The following is a 15,439-nucleotide window of genomic DNA, read 5'->3' as shown; positions in this document are numbered from 1 at the left end:
GGCCGGGGCCCTAGCCGGCGTCGTCGTGGTGCTCGTCCAGGAGGCCCGCGTCGTACGCCAGCAGCGCGATCTGCACCCGGTTGTCGAGGTCCAGCTTGGCCAGGATGCGGGAGACGTGGGTCTTCACGGTGGCGACGCTCATGTAGAGCTCCGCCGCGACGGCGGCGTTGGCCAGGCCCCGCCCGACGGCGACGGCGACCTCGCGTTCACGGTCGTTCAGCGCGGCGATGCGGGCCCGCGCCCGCACGCGCCGGGTGTCGGCGGAGGTGCCGGCCGCCTGCTCCATCAGCCGCCGGGTCACGGCGGGCGACAGGACCGGGTCGCCGGCGGCGACCTTGCGCACCGCGTCGAGGATCTCCGCGGGCGGGGTGTCCTTGAGCACGAATCCGGCGGCGCCCGCGCGCAGGGCCCGCAGTACCTGCTCGTCGGCGTGGAAGGTGGTCAGCACGACGACCTGGGGGGCGTCCGGGCGGCCCCGCAGCCGTTCGGTGGCCGTCAGGCCGTCCACCCCGGGCATCCGGATGTCCATGAGGACGACGTCCGGACGGGTGCGGTCCACGAGCGCCGCCACCTCGTCGCCGTCGGCGGCCTCGCCGACGATCTCCACGTCGTCGGCGCCGCCCAGCATGAAGGACAGTCCCGCCCGCACCAGCGGGTCGTCGTCGACGAGGAGCAGTCTGATCGCAGTCATGGCCTCACGTAATCACGGTCGCCGGAGGGATCGCACACGGGTCACCGCACGTGCGGCGCACGAAGGGTGACGGCTCGTCAGGAGGCCGGGGGCGGGGTCCCGGCACTCACCCCCACGGCAGCCGGGCCCGTACCTCGAAGCCGCCGTCGGCGGTGGGACCGTGCTCCAGGCTGCCGCCCGCCAGCGTCGCGCGCTCGGTCAGTCCGATCAGGCCCTGCCCGGAACCCGGCACTTCGGGCACGTCCCCGGCGGGCGGGGCGTTGCGCACGCGCACCGTGAGGCCGTCGCCCGGTGCTCCGGTGACCCAGAGGGCGACCTCGGTACCGGGGGCGTGTTTGCGGGCGTTGGTCAGGGCCTCCTGGACGACGCGGTAGGCGGTGCGCCCCACGGAGGCGGGGACGGTGGCGGGGACAGTGACGTGCCGGACGAAGGCCACCTCCATGCCGGCCTGCCGGGACTCGGCGACCAGGGTGTCCAGTGCCGCGAGAGTCGGCTGCGGACGGCGCCCGTCGTCGGACTCGCCGGCCCGCAGCACGCCGATGATCTCCCGCAGGTCCTGGAGGGCCTCGTGCGCGCTCTCGCGGATGACGCCGGCCGCCCGCGCCACCTCCTCGCGGGACGCGTCGGGCCGGAACTCCAGGGCGCCCGCGTGCACGCTGAGCAGCGTCAGCCGGTGGGCGAGGACGTCGTGCATCTCGCGGGCGATGGCCTCCCGTGCCAGGCGCTGCGCCTGCTCGGCCCGCAGCCGCGCTTCGGTCTCCGCGCGCCGGGCGCGGTCGCGCAGGCTGAGCAGGAGCTGGCGCCGGGACCGGGCGAGCATGCCCCAGGCCGCCGTGGTGACCGCGAGCAGGATGCCGAGGAGGTTCGCGGCCAGGTAGGGCAGTTGGGGGTCGGGGCGCAGCCAGTAGAGGACGGGCTGCATCAGCACGTTGACGCCGGTCAGCCAGGCCGTGTACCGGAAGGGCCGGTGCACGGCCACGGTGAACAGGGAGACGAGGGCGGCGCCGCCCGAGGTGACCGAGACGAGCCCGACGGGCACGAGTGCCACGGCCAGCCCGACCGGCCACCGGCGCCTGAGCCACACCGCGGTGCACGCCAGGGCGCCGATCAGCTGGTCGGCGATCCCCCAGCCGTGGGGGAGGCCCGGCTCCTGCTCCAGCGTGTCGACGCTCAGCAGGCCGATCAGGACGGCCAGCGCGAAGCAGGTGAGGTCGACGAGCCAGTCCCGGGCGGTGCGGCGGGACCGGTACCCGGACCCGCGGGCGTCCGGGTCGAGCCCGTCGGCCAGCGCCGACGGGAGCAGCCAGCGCCGCGCGGGGAACGCCGGGGTGGTCGGCACCGTCCTGTTGTCGCTCACGCGGTCGAATCTACGCAGGGCCGGCCGCCCCGGCAGCGGCGCGCGGCGCATCCCCTACCGAAGTCGCGGGGCCGTAGACCTTCGGCGTACCGGGCGGCGGAGGACGTGGACTTCGGCAGGGCATCACTCGCCCCGCGGCCGATGTGGGTGGGGGGTCCGCGGGGCGAGGGTCTGGGGCATGAAGAAGCTGCTGGAGATCGTCGGATTCCTCGCCCTGGTGCAGGGCGTGGCGGGCCTGGTGCACGAGTTCACCGACTGGAACCGGGGGTTCGTGCACCGGCTCGCCGTGCTCGACGGCTACGAGGTCTACGCGAGCGTCGCCCTCGTGGTGCTGGCACTCGCCCTGTTCGCCGCCGCCGAGCACAGCGGTGACGGCTGATCACCGGCGTGCGCGGGGGCGCCTTCCGGGCGCCCGGGGCTCAGCAGCCGTGGTCGACCAGGTCGAACGAGGCGTAGTGGTCGGCCGTGTAGTAGTCCTCCTGGTCCGCCTCGCCGGTGACGATGCGGCGCGCTCCTCGGGTGTCGGAGCCCGGGGTGATCACCGTGTACTCGTGGTAGTAGCCGGTGGACCGGTCGGGCAGGACGCCCTCCCGGTTCTGGAAGACGGTGCCGTCCTGGTCGTAGGGGTAGGGCCCGCCCTGCTCGATCAGGCCGAGCGTGTCGTGCGCCTGGGAGGGCAGGTCGCTGTAGCAGATGTCGCCGACCGCGGCGGTGGCGGCGCCCGCCGTGGTGGCGGAGACGGAACCGCCCACGAGGAGGGCGGAGAGGACTGCGGCTGCGGCGCCGATCCGTGCGGCGCGTGGGGGGAATCGCATGCCCTCATGATGACGCGCGTAGACGATGGCATGTCAATGACAAGACTGTGGAGCTTCGCCGGACGTCCCATGTGTTTCCTGCGACCTCACCTCGCGCCGGGCACGCCGGCCACGGCGAGGTCGATGTCCGTCCGCCGCCAGCGACGGCGTACGGGGCCCGCTGGGATGGACCCATGAACATGCTGACGAACACGAACACGAACACAACCGCTCCCCTGGCCGGCCGGACGGCCCTGGTGACGGGGGGCAGCCGCGGCATCGGCGCGGCCACCGCGCTGCGCCTGGCGCGGGAGGGCGCGGACGTCGCCGTCACCTATGTGAACAACAAGGACGCGGCCGAGGACGTCGTGCGGGCCGTCGGGGCACTGGGGCGCCGGGCGGTGGCCCTGCGGGCGGACTCCGCGGACGCGGAGGAGGCGGCGGGCGCGGTCGAGCGGGCGGCCGAGGCGCTCGGGGACGGCCTCGACGTACTGGTCAACAACGTGGGCCTGGGGCTGCTGGGCCCGATGGAGAGCCTGTCCCTCGCCGACGTGGACCGGCTGCTGGCCGTGAACGTGCGGGGCGTCTTCCTGACCTCGCGGGCCGCCGCGGCGCGGATGACCGGGGGCGGGCGGATCATCACCATCGGCACCTGCATGACCCAGCGGGTCCCGGGCCCCGGCGGCACGCTCTACGCGATGAGCAAGTCGGCGCTGATCGGGCTGACCAAGGCCCTGGCGAGGGAGCTGGGCCCGCGCGGGATCACGGCGAACATCGTCCACCCGGGCCCGATCGACACGGACATGAACCCGGCGGACGGCCCCTACGCCGACGGGCAGGCGGCCATGACGGCACTGGGCCGTTTCGGTACGGCGGACGAGGTGGCGTCGACGGTGGCGTACCTGGCGGCCGCCTCCTACGTCACCGGCGCGGAGTTCGCGGTGGACGGCGGCCACGCGGCGTAGCGACACGCGGCGCGGGCCCTGAAGGGCATGCGCGCGGGGCGCACCGGTGCTGTCCTGCCGGTGCGCCCCGCGGGTGAGCGGGACCGGCCGTTCCCCGTCGCCGGGCCGGCCGGTCCGTGCGTCAGCCGCCCAGTTCCTGGTGGCGGGCGGCCAGGCCGGCCGTGCCGTCCTCCGTCAGGGAGCCGAACAGGCGCAGCCGGGAGATGCCGCCGTCGGGGAAGATGTCCACGCGCGCGTGGGTGCCGACGGCCGCCTCGGGCAGGACGAAGCGGTGGTTGGTGTCGGGCTGCATGCGGGTGCGGGGCAGCACCTCGCGCCACTCGCCGTCCGCACCGTCCTTCACCGAAACCGACGCCCAGCCCGCGGAGTTGCCCTTCAGGTACGCCGTGTCGATCTCGATCGCGCGGATCTGGGAGCGGCCGGCCAGCCGATAGCTGATCCAGTCGTTGCCCCGGTCGCGGCGGCGGCGGGTCTCCCAGCCGTCGTCCATCTTGCGCGAGCGGCCCGGCTGAATGGTGTTGGTGGCCGGCGAGTAGAAGAGGTTGGAGGCGTCCTCGACCTGGCCGCCGTTCTCCAGCGCGACCACGTCGAAGGTGCCGAGCGCCGCGAGCCACGCGGGGTCCGGGACGACCTCGCCGTGCACGCGCAGGCGGGCGATGCCGCCGTCGGGGTGCTGCTTGAGGCGCAGGTGGGTGAAGCGCTGCTCGGCGGAGACGGCGAAGCCGTTGGCCGCGTGGCCGCCGACCGCGGTGCGCGGGACGAGGGTCGTCCACTTCACGTCGTCCGCGAGGAGCTCCTCCGGCGACGGGGAGCCCGCGACCGAGGCGCCCTCGACGGACACCGCCTGCGGGTAGTTGCCGCGGAAGTGGGCCGTGTCGACGACGATGCCGCGGATCACGCCGGGTGCGCCCAGGCGGATCAGCGCCCAGTCGTGGTCGTCCTCGGTGGGCCAGGGGTCCTCGGCCGAGGCCCCGCGGCGCCGGCGGGTCTCCCAGCCGTCCATGACCTTGCCCTTGTGCCCGAAGTGCTCGGGGTCGAACTCGGCGCGCTCGGGCACCAGCAGGTTCTCCCGCTGGGCGAAGAACTCGTCGTTGGCGGCGACGACACCGGCCCCCAGTCGCCGGTCGGCGAGGTTGGCGTACTGGGTGAAGGGGAGGTCGGCCGTGCGGTAGTCCGCGTACGGGTCACCGCCTCCGTAGGGGTTCGCGTCTCCGGTGAAGCTGGCCAACGAGGTGTTCTGCTGGGCCGTCACGGTGATCAGGTGTTCCTTCCGGGGTCGTTCGGGATGGGTCTTGGGGCAGGTCCGGACGTGTCAGGGGGTCCGGGTGAGGAGCTGTCCCTTCGGGTCGGTGAACGCGCCGTCCGCCACGATGCGCTCTCCGCGCAGCCAGGTGGACTTCACGACGCCGTACAGGGTCTTGCCCGCGTACGCGGTGACGCGGTTGCGGTGCTGGAGGCCGGCCGGGTCGACGGTGAAGGTCTCGTCGGGGGCGAGGACGGCGAAGTCGGCGTCGTGGCCCGGCGCGACGGCGCCCTTGCGGGCCTCCAGTCCCACGAGGCGGGAGGTGTTCGCCGACATCCAGCGGACGATGTCCTCCAGGCCGTGGCCGCGCTCGCGGGCCGCGGTCCACATGGCCGCCAGGCTCAGCTGGAGACCGGCGATGCCGCCCCAGGCGGTGGCGAAGTCGTCGGTCTTCAGGTCGGCGGTGGACGGCGAGTGGTCGGTGACCACGCAGTCGATGGTGCCGTCCGCCAGTGCCTGCCACAGGAGGTCCTGGTTGGCGGCCTCGCGGATGGGCGGGCAGCACTTGAACTCGCTCGCCCCGTCCGGCACCTCCTCGGCGGTGAGCGTGAGGTAGTGCGGGCAGGTCTCCACGGTGAGGCGGACGCCCTCGGCCCGGGCCTCGGCGATCAGCGGGAGGGCGTCGCTGGAGGACAGGTGCAGCACGTGCACGCGCGCGTTGAACCGCTTCGCCTGCTCGACGAGCGCGGCGATGGCGGTGTCCTCGGCGTCGCGCGGGCGGCTGGCGAGGAAGTGCGCGTACTTCGGGCCCCCTTGCTGCGGGGCGGCGGCCAGGTGGTGCGGGTCCTCCGCGTGCACGATGAGCAGGCCGTCGAAGGCGGCGATCTCGGCGAGGGACCGGGCGAGCTGCTCCTGGTCGAGGTGCGGGAACTCGTCCACGCCCGACGGCGACAGGAACGCCTTGAAACCGTAGACGCCGGCCTCGTGCAGTGGACGCAGGTCCTTGACGTTGTCGGGCAGGGCGCCGCCCCAGAAACCGACGTCGATGTGCGCCTTGTCGGCGGCGACCTGCTGCTTGGTGCGCAGGTTCGCGACGGTGGTGGTCGGCGGTATGGAGTTGAGCGGCATGTCGACGAGGGTGGTCACGCCGCCGGCCGCCGCGGCGCGGGTGGCGGTCCAGAAGCCCTCCCACTCGGTGCGCCCGGGGTCGTTGACGTGCACGTGGGTGTCGACCAGACCCGGCAGGACGACGTGGGCGCCGACGTCCTCCAGGCGGGCCCCCGCCGGTACGGGCGCGTCGTGCGGGAGCACGTCCGTGATCGTGCCGCCGCTCACCGCGACGGACGCGGCGCGTATGCCCTCGGGAGTGACGACGCGCGTCGAGCGCAGCACCAGTTCGGCCTGGGACACCCGGACCCCTCTCTCTGCAGTCGTTCCGCCGCCGGGCCATCGCCGGCCCGCCGGTCCACATCCGGGAAACGGGATCTCTCACCACGTAACGGACTTCAACGTTCTGTTGAAGGAGTCTTCACTTCCCGTTCCACGCCGTCAAGAGGCACCCTTTGGAAGGGCGCATCCGACGGCCCCGCTCTGGACGTTTCCACAAAGCGGAATTAGAATTCCGACAGACAGAACGTAGCTATGTACAAGCGGGGAGTCAACCGGCCGCCGGGTAGGCTTCTGCCCTCCCGCCAGCCCCGAAAGGAACGTGCCGTGCCGACGTCCAGCGCCAGCACCACCGACTCCGCCAGGTCCGCCACAGGTGGCGTCCAGTCCCTGGAACGCGCCTTCGACCTGCTCGAACGGATGGCGGACGCGGGCGGCGAGGTCGGCCTGAGCGAGCTCTCCGCGAGCAGCGGGCTGCCGCTGCCCACCATCCACCGCCTGATGCGCACGCTGGTGGCCTGCGGATACGTACGCCAGCAGCCCAACCGGCGCTACGCGCTCGGCCCGCGCCTGATCCGGCTCGGCGAGTCCGCCTCCCGGCTGCTGGGCACCTGGGCGCGCCCGCACCTGGCCCGGCTGGTCGAGGAGACCGGCGAGACGGCGAACATGGCGCTGCTGGACGGGGACGAGATCGTCTACGTCGCCCAGGTGCCGTCCAAGCACTCGATGCGGATGTTCACCGAGGTCGGCCGCCGGGTCCTGCCGCACTCGACGGGCGTCGGCAAGGCGCTGCTCGCGGACTTCCCGGCGGAGGAGGTGCGGGCCCTGCTGGGCCGCACCGGCATGCCGGCCGCGACGGAGAAGACGATCACCACGCCGGACGGGTTCATCGCGGCGCTGGAGGACGTGCGGCGCCAGGGATACGCGATCGACGACAACGAGCAGGAGATCGGGGTGCGGTGCCTGGCCGTGTCCGTGCCGAACTCCCCCACCGCGGCGGCCATCTCCATCTCCGGCCCGGCGGGCCGTGTCACGGAGGCCGCGACCGACCGGATGGTGCCGCTGCTCCAGCAGGTGGCCGCCGAACTCTCGGAGGCGCTGCTCGCCTCGAACGGCAACCCGGCCGCCTGATCCGCGGCACGAACGTCCAGGAGCCCCCGGCGGTGTCGTCGCCGGGGGCCGCGCCCGTCTTACGGCGGCGCCTCACCGCCCCGGCGGGTCCCCGAACAGCTCGACGGCGTGCCGGACGTCCGCCAGCCCCTGCGACAGGGCGCTGACGGAGCCGATCGCACCGGCTATCAGCAGCAGGGAGCGGCGCAGCCTCGGCACCTCCGGGGCGCCGTTGTCCGCCATCGCGGCCAGGCCGGCCAGTTCGTCCTCGGCGATGAGCCGGTCCGGGAAGTCGGCGTGCAGCAGGGCGAGCCGGCGGCGCAACCGGGACACCGCGGTCCGCAGTGCCGCCACTCTCACGTCCTCGTCACCGACGGCCACCTGCCTCTGCCCCAGGCTCCGCAACACAGTCCCTCCCCCTCTCACTCCGTTCGTGCACCCCTGCGTGGTGAACGTGCCGAGCGCCCCCTGGCGGTGGTCGGGCGCCGGGGACGCGGGCCAGTAAACGCCACCGGGCGCCGGACGCGCCACCGCGCCCGCCGAAATTCAGTCCCCTGGGAACTGGGGCGCGCCGGGACGTTTGACACGCGGTCAGGTATGCAGGACCCATGGCGGACAACGAAGACCAGGTGGCCGGACTGCTCCTCGCCGCGGGCGGCGGACGGCGGCTCGGCGGCCGGCCCAAGGCACTGCTCGAGCACCGCGGACAGCTGCTCGTCGAACACGCGGTCGGCGTGCTGCGCGCGGCCGGCTGCGCCCGCGTGCACGTGGTCCTGGGGGCCCGGGCGCCGGAGGTGCGCGCGCGGGCGGCGTCCGCGCTCGAGGGATGCGTCCTGGTGGACAACCCCGCCTGGGAGCAGGGCATGGGCACCTCACTGCGCGCCGGACTCGCCTCGTTCTCCGGCACGGGGGCGGGGGCGGCGCTGGTGTCGCTGGTGGACCAGCCCGGCATCGGCGTGGAGGCGACGGCACGGGTGCGCGCCGGCCACCGGGACGGGACGTCGCTCGTCTCGGCGACGTACGGGGGCGTGCGCGGGCATCCCGTCCTCCTCGGCGCGGCCCATTGGGCGGGCGTCACGGCGACTGCGACCGGTGACCGGGGGGCACGCGCCTACCTGAGGGAACACGAGGCCGAGATCGCACTCGTCGAGTGCGGCGACGTGGCGCGGCCGTACGACATCGACACCCCGGCCGACCTGCGCCACCTTGAGTGAGGGAGGTGGCACTGAGCGCCACTGTCCCTCGACCCGGAGAATCTCGACATCAACAAACCATTGAAGTTCCACGATGAGGAAACTACTATCCACTGACCAGAAGCACCCCACCGCACAGAGGGTGCACTTTGCCCTATACGTGCCCGTTGGCACCCGGTGCCACCGCTGAAGGAAGTGACAGCTCATGTCCGCACCAGCGCCGTCCACGCTGGCCATCGTCGACGCCGAGCCCCTGCCCCGGCAGGAGGAGGTCCTCACCGATGCGGCGCTCGCCTTCGTGGCCGAGCTGCACCGGCGGTTCACGCCCCGGCGTGACGAGCTCCTCGCCCGCCGTGCGGAGCGCCGCGCCGAGATCGCCCGCACCTCCACGCTCGACTTCCTCCCGGAGACCGCCGCCGTCCGCGCGGACGACTCCTGGAAGGTGGCCCCCGCTCCGGCCGCGCTGAACGACCGCCGGGTCGAGATCACCGGCCCGACCGACCGCAAGATGACCATCAACGCCCTCAACTCGGGCGCGCGGGTCTGGCTCGCGGACTTCGAGGACGCCTCCGCCCCGACCTGGGAGAACGTCGTCAACGGCCAGCTCAACCTGACCGCCGCCTACACCCGCACCATCGACTTCACCGACGAGCGCACCGGCAAGTCGTACGCCCTGCGCCCGGCCGAGGAACTGGCGACGGTCGTCGTGCGCCCGCGCGGCTGGCACCTCGACGAGCGCCACCTCCAGGTCGACGGCCGCCCGGTCCCCGGCGCCCTGGTCGACTTCGGCCTGTACTTCTTCCACAACGCCCAGCGGCTCCTCGACCTGGGCAAGGGCCCGTACTTCTACCTCCCGAAGACGGAGTCCCACCTGGAGGCCCGCCTCTGGAACGAGATCTTCGTCTTCGCGCAGGACTACGTCGGCATCCCGCAGGGCACCGTCCGCGCCACCGTCCTGATCGAGACGATCACGGCCGCGTACGAGATGGAGGAGATCCTCTACGAGCTGCGCGACCACGCCTCCGGGCTGAACGCCGGCCGCTGGGACTACCTGTTCTCCATCGTCAAGAACTTCCGTGACGGCGGCGAGAAGTTCGTGCTCCCGGACCGCAACGCGGTGACGATGACCGCCCCGTTCATGCGGGCGTACACCGAACTCCTCGTGCGCACCTGCCACAAGCGCGGCGCGCACGCGATCGGCGGCATGGCGGCGTTCATCCCCTCGCGCCGGGACGCCGAGGTCAACAAGGTGGCCTTCGAGAAGGTCCGCGCCGACAAGGACCGCGAGGCCGGCGACGGCTTCGACGGCTCCTGGGTCGCCCACCCCGACCTGGTCCCGATCGCCATGGAGTCCTTCGACAAGGTCCTCGGCGACAGGCCGAACCAGAAGGACCGGCTGCGCGAGGACGTGGACGTGAAGGCGGCCGACCTGCTCGCGATCGACTCGCTGGAGGCCAAGCCGACGTACGCGGGCCTGGTCAACGCCGTGCAGGTCGGCATCCGCTACATCGAGGCGTGGCTGCGCGGCCTCGGCGCGGTGGCCATCTTCAACCTGATGGAGGACGCGGCCACCGCCGAGATCTCCCGCTCGCAGATCTGGCAGTGGATCAACGCGGAGGTCGTCCTCGACAACGGCGAGCAGGTCACCGCCGAGCTGGCCCGCAGGGTCGCCGCCGAGGAACTGGCCGGCATCCGCGCCGAGATCGGCGACGAGGCCTTCACGGCCGGGAACTGGCAGCAGGCGCACGACCTGCTGCTGACGGTCGCCCTGGACGAGGACTACGCCGACTTCCTGACGCTGCCGGCGTACGAGCAGCTCAAGGGCTGACGCCCGGCCCGGCGCCCACCGCACGCCCGGGTCCCCGGTACCGCACGGCCGCACGGCACCGGGGGCCCGGGCACCGCCGTGTCCGGGTCACTCCAAGTGCACGGACCAGTCCTGCTCCGCGGGCGGTCTGCCGTGCAGGTCGGGGACCTGCTTGAGCCAGGCGGGGCGGCCACGCCGGCTGCGCGCCGCCCGCCGCTCCTCCTCGGCGGCCAGCTCCTCCCGGCTGGGGAAGGCGGTCGGCAGCCACCGCGCGGACGCCTTCACGCGCGCCGAGAGGTAGTCCGCGTAGGCCGCCCGCAGCTCGTCCGGGCCGGCGAAGCCGGGCTCCCCCGTCAGCCAGGCGTCCGGCACCTCGGTGACGACCGCGCGCAGCAGCTCGTCGGTCACCTTCGGCGCGAGCTCGGCGTCGGCGGCCCGGACGTCGGGCGTGCTGTGGCCGAGGGCGTGGTGGCGGAAGTCGTACGCCTTCTCCGGCGCGGAGGTGTCCCAGCGGTGGTGGAAGACCAGGGCCGCGCCGTGGTCGATGAGCCACAGGCGCGGGGGCACGGCGCCGAAGGTCGGCCACACCATCAGGTTGGAACTGTGCACCGTCCGGTCGACGTTGGCCGTGAGGGCGTCCAGCCAGACGATGCGCCCGGCCTCCCCCGGGTCCACCGGGAACGTCCTGGCGACCTCGGGCGTGAAGTCGGCGGCGCCCGGCAGGTAGTCCAATCCGAGGTTGAGTCCCGCGCTGGCGTTCAGCAGGTCCCGCACCTCCTGGTGCGGCTCCCCGGCGGCGAGCGACGGGTCGAAGTGGACGGCGACCAGCTCGGGCACGCGCAGTCCCAGCGCCCGCGCCAGCCGGCCGACGATCACCTCGGCGACCAGCGCCTTGCGTCCCTGCGCGGAGCCGGTGAACTTCACGACGTAGGTGCCGAGATCGTCGGCCTCGACGATCCCCGGGAGCGAGCCACCCTCACGCAGGGGCGTGACATAGCGGGTCGCTACGACCTCTTCCAACACTTTCCCAGGCCACCCATCTCTTCAGCCCTGCAATCCATGGACGACTTCTCCGGAGCGTAGAGGCAGGAATCACGGGTCAACGGCGCTGCGGAGAGTCTGGGGAGTTTCGGCCGACGAGCCGGTCTCCCCGCTCCCCAAGCAGACCGTCGATGGTGCCGCGCCCTTTGCTGCCAGCTTCCGGCATGAAGTGAGCATAGTAACCGAGGGTGATCGCCGGCGAGGAGTGTCCGAGCCACCGAGCCAGGGTCACGACGGACTCTCCGGCCTCCAACATGATCGAGGCGTAGGTGTGCCGAAGCACGTGGAAACCGTCCTTCGGGGCCCCCGCCCACTGCCAGGCTTTCGCCCCCTCGGCACGTGGCGGGATGACACCGGCCTTGGCCAAGGCCGGCTTCCAGGTGTAGGTGTTCCATGTGTTCACCGCGACGGCGTTGCCGAAGCGCGTGGTGAACCGTTCCGGGTTCGGTAGAGATCTCAGATGTTGGTTGTGACCTGGGGTTTCGTGGTTGCTCGGTAGTGGTTGTTCTCGTATTCGACGGGTGGGACGTGGCCTATCTCACCGTGGAGTCGTCGGTGGTTGTACCAGTCGACGTACTCGGCGGTGGCGAGCTCGACGTCGGACAGCGTCTTCCATGGCCGTCGGGGCTTGATCAGCTCGGTCTTGAACAGGCCGATCGTGCTCTCCATCAGGGCATTGTCGTAGGCGTCTCCGACGGATCCGATCGACGCGGCGATGCCGGCCGCGTCCAGGTGCTCGGCGAGCCGGAAACTCGTGTACTGCGACCCGGCGTCCGAGTGATGGATCAACTCGTCTGGCTGGACCGGATGTTGGTCGCGGTCTCGCTGCCAGATCGCCATCTCCAGGGCGTCCAGTACGAAGACCGTCTCCTTCACGGTGGCAGCGGACCAGCCGACGATCCGGGCGGGAGAAGGTGTCCACGACGAAGGCGACGTAGACGACACCTGCCCAGGTCCTCACGTGGGTGAAGTCCGCGACCCAGCAGCGGTTCGGGGCGCCGGCGACGAAGTCCCGGTCCACAAGGTCGGGGGCCCGGTCGGTCTGGCCGCCGGGAAGTGTGGTGATCACGCGTTTGCCGCGGACCGCTCCGGTGATACCGAGTTCACGCATCAGGCGTTCGACGGTGCAGCGGGCCACGGTCTGGCCTTGTCGGTTCAGGTGCCGCCAGATCTTCCTCGCGCCGTAGACACGGTAGTTGGCGTCGTATGCCTCCTGAATCAGGATCTTCAGCTCGGTGTCGCGGACGGTGCGGGCCGAGGGTGCCTGCCGGCGTTTGTGGTGGGCGTAGTAGGTGGACGGGGCGATCTTGCAGGAGTGCTCGGTCAGAACACGGCAGATCGGCTCGACTCCGCCGCAGCGGTCCCGATGCTCGTCGATGAACGCTACGAGCGTGTGTGTGGCCGGTCGAGCTCGGCCGCGAAGAAACTTGCCGCGGCCTTCAAAATCTCGTTGGCCCGCTTCAGCTCGGCGTTCTTCTTCTTCAGCCGCTTCAGCTCGGCCGTCTCCTCCGTAGTCGTCCCCGGCCGGGTCCCGGTGTCGATCTCGTCCTGGCGGACCCACTTGCGCAGTGTCTCGGTGGTGCCGATCCCGAGTTTGGACGCGACTGCCTTCATCGCGGCCCACTCGGTGTCGTAGTCGGGCCGCACCTCGGCGACCATCCGCACCGCACGACGGCGCAGCTCAAGCGGGTACTGGGAGGGACGTGCCATGACTCGATCCTCTCAAATGATCGAGTCCCTACCGAACCCAGAACGGTTCATTCCCGTCGAATCCGGGCTGATCGTCGATGTGCGCGCCCGTGGACGGGCCGACCCGGGGCGTTGGGTGTGGTGGTCAGCCTGCGTTGAACAGTCGGGCCCAGTGGGTGGTGCCGCCGGAGTGGGAGCGGGTGCCGTGGGTGGTGGTCAGGGCGTCGATGATGTCCAGGCCGCGGCCGTGCTCGTCTTCGGCGCATGAGGCGGTCCAGGCGCCCTCGCCTGCGGCGGGGCCGCCGTCGGTGACGCCCACCCACACCCGGTCCCCGGCCCGCTCCCGGTGGAGATGAAGTGCTATCGGCGGCAGTGCGTGCTCCACGGCGTTGGTAACCAGTTCGGAGACCACCAGCACGGCTGCCTCGGCCGAATCCTGGGTCACGTGCCAGTCGTCGAGGACCGCGGCGGCGATTTCGCGGGCGGTGCCGGCTGCCTGCGGGCAGTGCGGCAGGGGCCACGTGACGTCATCACCCGGGCTCCGGGGCTCCGGCACCCGCTCCGGCGTGTCGGGTCCGTCCCGGCCCGCACCAGCACTGCGGTTCCCGGCGCCACCGAGCGGCGCGGGGCGGCTTGTCGTTGCGTACATGACGCCACCCTCTTCCTGGTGGTTTCAGCCGGGGTCACATCGGGGTTCGCGAATTGGGGCCTTCCCCCGTGATGGTGGACACGCTTCGTTGATCACGCGGCGAGCGTGAGCTTAGCGGTGTGGTGTCGTCGTTCGTATTCGTTGGGGCTGAGGTGGCCGCAGGCGGAGTGCCGGCGGCGGGTGTTGTAGCGGGTCAGCCAGGCGAAGACCGTCCTTCTGCAGGTGGCGGCGTCGCCGTAGTCGTGGGCTCCCTGGAGGGTCTCGCGTTTGAGTGACGCGTGGAAGCTCTCGCAGGCGGCGTTGTCCGCGCTGGAGCCGACCGCGCCCATCGACCGGGTGACCTGGAGCTGGTCGCAGAGGCGGGCGAAGGCTCTGGAGCCGTATTGGGCTCCGTGGTCGGAGTGGAAGGTGGAGCCTTCCAGGCCGCCGCGGGTGCGGGCGGTCATCAGCAGCGCGTCGGCGACCAGGTCGGTGCGCATGTGGTCGGCGATGGACCAGCCGACGACCTTGCGGCTGAAGCAGTCCAGGACTGTGGCGAGGTAGAGGAACCCGCCATCCGCGAGGGGCAGATAGGTGATGTCGCCCATGTATTTGCGGCCCGGCTCGGCGGCGGTGAAGTCCCGCTGGAAGAGGTCCGGGACCTGGGAGGCCGCCGGATCCGGGACGGTGGTGCGGACGCGTCTGCGCAGGCGGACGCCGGTGATGGCAAAGGTCCGCATGACGCGGGCGATGCGTTTCTCGTTGACGTGCAGGCCCTGGTCGCGGAGCTCGGCGGTCACCCGCGGAGAGCCGTAGGCGCCGCCGGAATGCACGTGGACCTCACGGATCCTCGCGGCCAGGCGCTCGTCGGCCCGCTGCCGGACCTGCCTGGCCTCCCGGCCGGAGAGCCACTTGTAGTAGCTGGACCGGTTGAGGTCCAGGACCTCGCAGAGCCGCTTCACCTCGAAGGCGTCCCGGTGGTCGTCGACGAACTGGAAGCGGCTCCTCACCAGTTCGTCTCCCCGGCGAAATACTTGGCCGCCTTGCGGAGTATGTCCCGCTCGGTCGCGAGCTTGCGCTCATTCGCCTCGAGCTCGGCCACCCTCGCCTCGAGCTGCCGGATCCGCTCGTCCGGGTCCGCGGACGGCGCCGCTTGCGTGGCTCGGGCGGCTCTCTGCCCGGCCCGGGCGGCGGCCGGGCCGGCACCCCGGCGTTCCCGGTCCCGCAGCACCCACTCGCGCAGGGTGGCCCGGTTGATGCCCAGGTCGGCGGCGATGCTCTTGTACGTCGCCCCGGGGGTGGACTCGTACAGGGCCACGGCATCGGCCTTGAACTGGTCCGAGTAGTCCTTCATCGCCATCGGCGGTCTTCTCGCTTCCTCCGGATCAAGCAGATCCAGTATCAGCGTGTCCACCACTCAGGGGGAGGCCCCTTGCTCCGCAGCCATCGGCACCAGCCCCCCGTCCAGTCAAGCGTCCAGATCAATGACCCAAGAGGTCGTTCACCTTGCATGCAAAGGTGCCCCCCCCAGGCTG

Annotated in this window: 15 protein-coding genes and 1 pseudogene; 5 read left to right on the top strand and 11 right to left on the bottom strand. The window is 71.9% G+C overall.

Annotation, left to right across the window (positions count from 1 at the left end):
• Nucleotides 1–10 precede the first annotated feature (10 nt).
• Complete coding sequence (locus AC0VYN_RS10845; RefSeq protein WP_475535801.1) at nucleotides 11–691, bottom strand: response regulator transcription factor; 681 nt, start codon at nucleotides 689–691, stop codon at nucleotides 11–13.
• A gap of 106 nt (nucleotides 692–797) precedes the next feature.
• On the bottom strand, nucleotides 798–2,048 hold the full coding sequence (locus tag AC0VYN_RS10840) for a sensor histidine kinase (protein WP_475535800.1): 1,251 nt from the start codon (nucleotides 2,046–2,048) through the stop codon (nucleotides 798–800).
• Between the two features lie 178 nt (nucleotides 2,049–2,226).
• Here AC0VYN_RS10840 and AC0VYN_RS10835 point away from each other — a divergent pair, with 178 nt between their 5' ends.
• Entirely contained in the window at nucleotides 2,227–2,427 is a 201-nt protein-coding gene (locus AC0VYN_RS10835) for a hypothetical protein (RefSeq protein WP_475535799.1), read from the top strand.
• A gap of 40 nt (nucleotides 2,428–2,467) precedes the next feature.
• Here AC0VYN_RS10835 and AC0VYN_RS10830 read toward each other — a convergent pair whose 3' ends face one another.
• Nucleotides 2,468–2,863, bottom strand: coding sequence for a guanyl-specific ribonuclease (locus AC0VYN_RS10830; protein ID WP_385463168.1), 396 nt, complete (start codon nucleotides 2,861–2,863; stop codon nucleotides 2,468–2,470).
• A 179-nt stretch (nucleotides 2,864–3,042) separates the two neighbouring features.
• Between AC0VYN_RS10830 and AC0VYN_RS10825 the strand changes: the two genes are divergently transcribed.
• Complete coding sequence (locus AC0VYN_RS10825) at nucleotides 3,043–3,807, top strand: SDR family oxidoreductase (protein WP_475535798.1); 765 nt, start codon at nucleotides 3,043–3,045, stop codon at nucleotides 3,805–3,807.
• Nucleotides 3,808–3,928: 121 nt separating this feature from the next.
• Here AC0VYN_RS10825 and alc read toward each other — a convergent pair whose 3' ends face one another.
• Together alc and allB are read right to left on the bottom strand one after the other, a co-directional pair.
• A complete protein-coding gene (gene alc / locus AC0VYN_RS10820) occupies nucleotides 3,929–5,059 on the bottom strand; it encodes an allantoicase (protein ID WP_385463174.1) in 1,131 nt (376 codons plus the stop codon).
• 60 nt (nucleotides 5,060–5,119) lie between these two features.
• On the bottom strand, nucleotides 5,120–6,460 hold the full coding sequence (gene allB, locus AC0VYN_RS10815; RefSeq protein WP_475535797.1) for an allantoinase AllB: 1,341 nt from the start codon (nucleotides 6,458–6,460) through the stop codon (nucleotides 5,120–5,122).
• A gap of 303 nt (nucleotides 6,461–6,763) precedes the next feature.
• On the opposite strand from allB, the gene allR reads away from it, so the two are divergent.
• Complete coding sequence (allR, locus tag AC0VYN_RS10810) at nucleotides 6,764–7,567, top strand: allantoin degradation transcriptional regulator AllR (protein WP_451687428.1); 804 nt, start codon at nucleotides 6,764–6,766, stop codon at nucleotides 7,565–7,567.
• A gap of 72 nt (nucleotides 7,568–7,639) precedes the next feature.
• Here the strand turns inward: allR and AC0VYN_RS10805 are convergent, their stop codons facing one another.
• Complete coding sequence (locus AC0VYN_RS10805) at nucleotides 7,640–7,954, bottom strand: DUF5955 family protein (protein WP_475535796.1); 315 nt, start codon at nucleotides 7,952–7,954, stop codon at nucleotides 7,640–7,642.
• A 200-nt stretch (nucleotides 7,955–8,154) separates the two neighbouring features.
• Between AC0VYN_RS10805 and AC0VYN_RS10800 the strand changes: the two genes are divergently transcribed.
• Complete coding sequence (locus AC0VYN_RS10800; RefSeq protein WP_475535795.1) at nucleotides 8,155–8,760, top strand: nucleotidyltransferase family protein; 606 nt, start codon at nucleotides 8,155–8,157, stop codon at nucleotides 8,758–8,760.
• Between the two features lie 184 nt (nucleotides 8,761–8,944).
• A complete protein-coding gene (aceB, locus tag AC0VYN_RS10795; RefSeq protein WP_475535794.1) occupies nucleotides 8,945–10,567 on the top strand; it encodes a malate synthase A in 1,623 nt (540 codons plus the stop codon).
• An 87-nt stretch (nucleotides 10,568–10,654) separates the two neighbouring features.
• On the opposite strand, the gene AC0VYN_RS10790 is transcribed toward aceB, so the two are convergent.
• The 5 genes and pseudogenes from AC0VYN_RS10790 to AC0VYN_RS10770 all read right to left on the bottom strand — a co-directional run bounded on the left by AC0VYN_RS10790 (nucleotide 10,655) and on the right by AC0VYN_RS10770 (nucleotide 15,264).
• Entirely contained in the window at nucleotides 10,655–11,569 is a 915-nt protein-coding gene (locus tag AC0VYN_RS10790) for a HipA family kinase (RefSeq protein ID WP_475535793.1), read from the bottom strand.
• Nucleotides 11,570–11,645: 76 nt separating this feature from the next.
• A complete protein-coding gene (locus AC0VYN_RS10785) occupies nucleotides 11,646–11,990 on the bottom strand; it encodes a tyrosine-type recombinase/integrase (RefSeq protein ID WP_475535792.1) in 345 nt (114 codons plus the stop codon).
• A gap of 53 nt (nucleotides 11,991–12,043) precedes the next feature.
• A pseudogene (locus tag AC0VYN_RS10780) lies at nucleotides 12,044–13,297 on the bottom strand (IS3 family transposase).
• A gap of 124 nt (nucleotides 13,298–13,421) precedes the next feature.
• The gene (locus tag AC0VYN_RS10775; protein ID WP_475535791.1) at nucleotides 13,422–13,925 is read right to left on the bottom strand and encodes an ATP-binding protein; all 504 of its coding nucleotides are present in this window, start codon (nucleotides 13,923–13,925) and stop codon (nucleotides 13,422–13,424) included.
• Nucleotides 13,926–14,017: 92 nt separating this feature from the next.
• Nucleotides 14,018–15,264, bottom strand: a protein-coding gene (locus AC0VYN_RS10770) for an IS3 family transposase (RefSeq protein WP_475535790.1) whose coding sequence is annotated in 2 segments (ribosomal slippage) — nucleotides 14,018–14,931 and nucleotides 14,931–15,264 — 1,248 coding nt in all. Because the reading frame shifts where the segments join, the coding sequence is not laid out codon by codon here.
• Nucleotides 15,265–15,439 lie beyond the last annotated feature (175 nt).

Source organism: Streptomyces sp. 63XJN7_1_ISO-PGPR-S23-121, from assembly GCF_056173025.1.
Note: the sequence above shows the minus strand (reverse complement) of the source record. Positions and strands in the feature narration are given on the sequence as shown.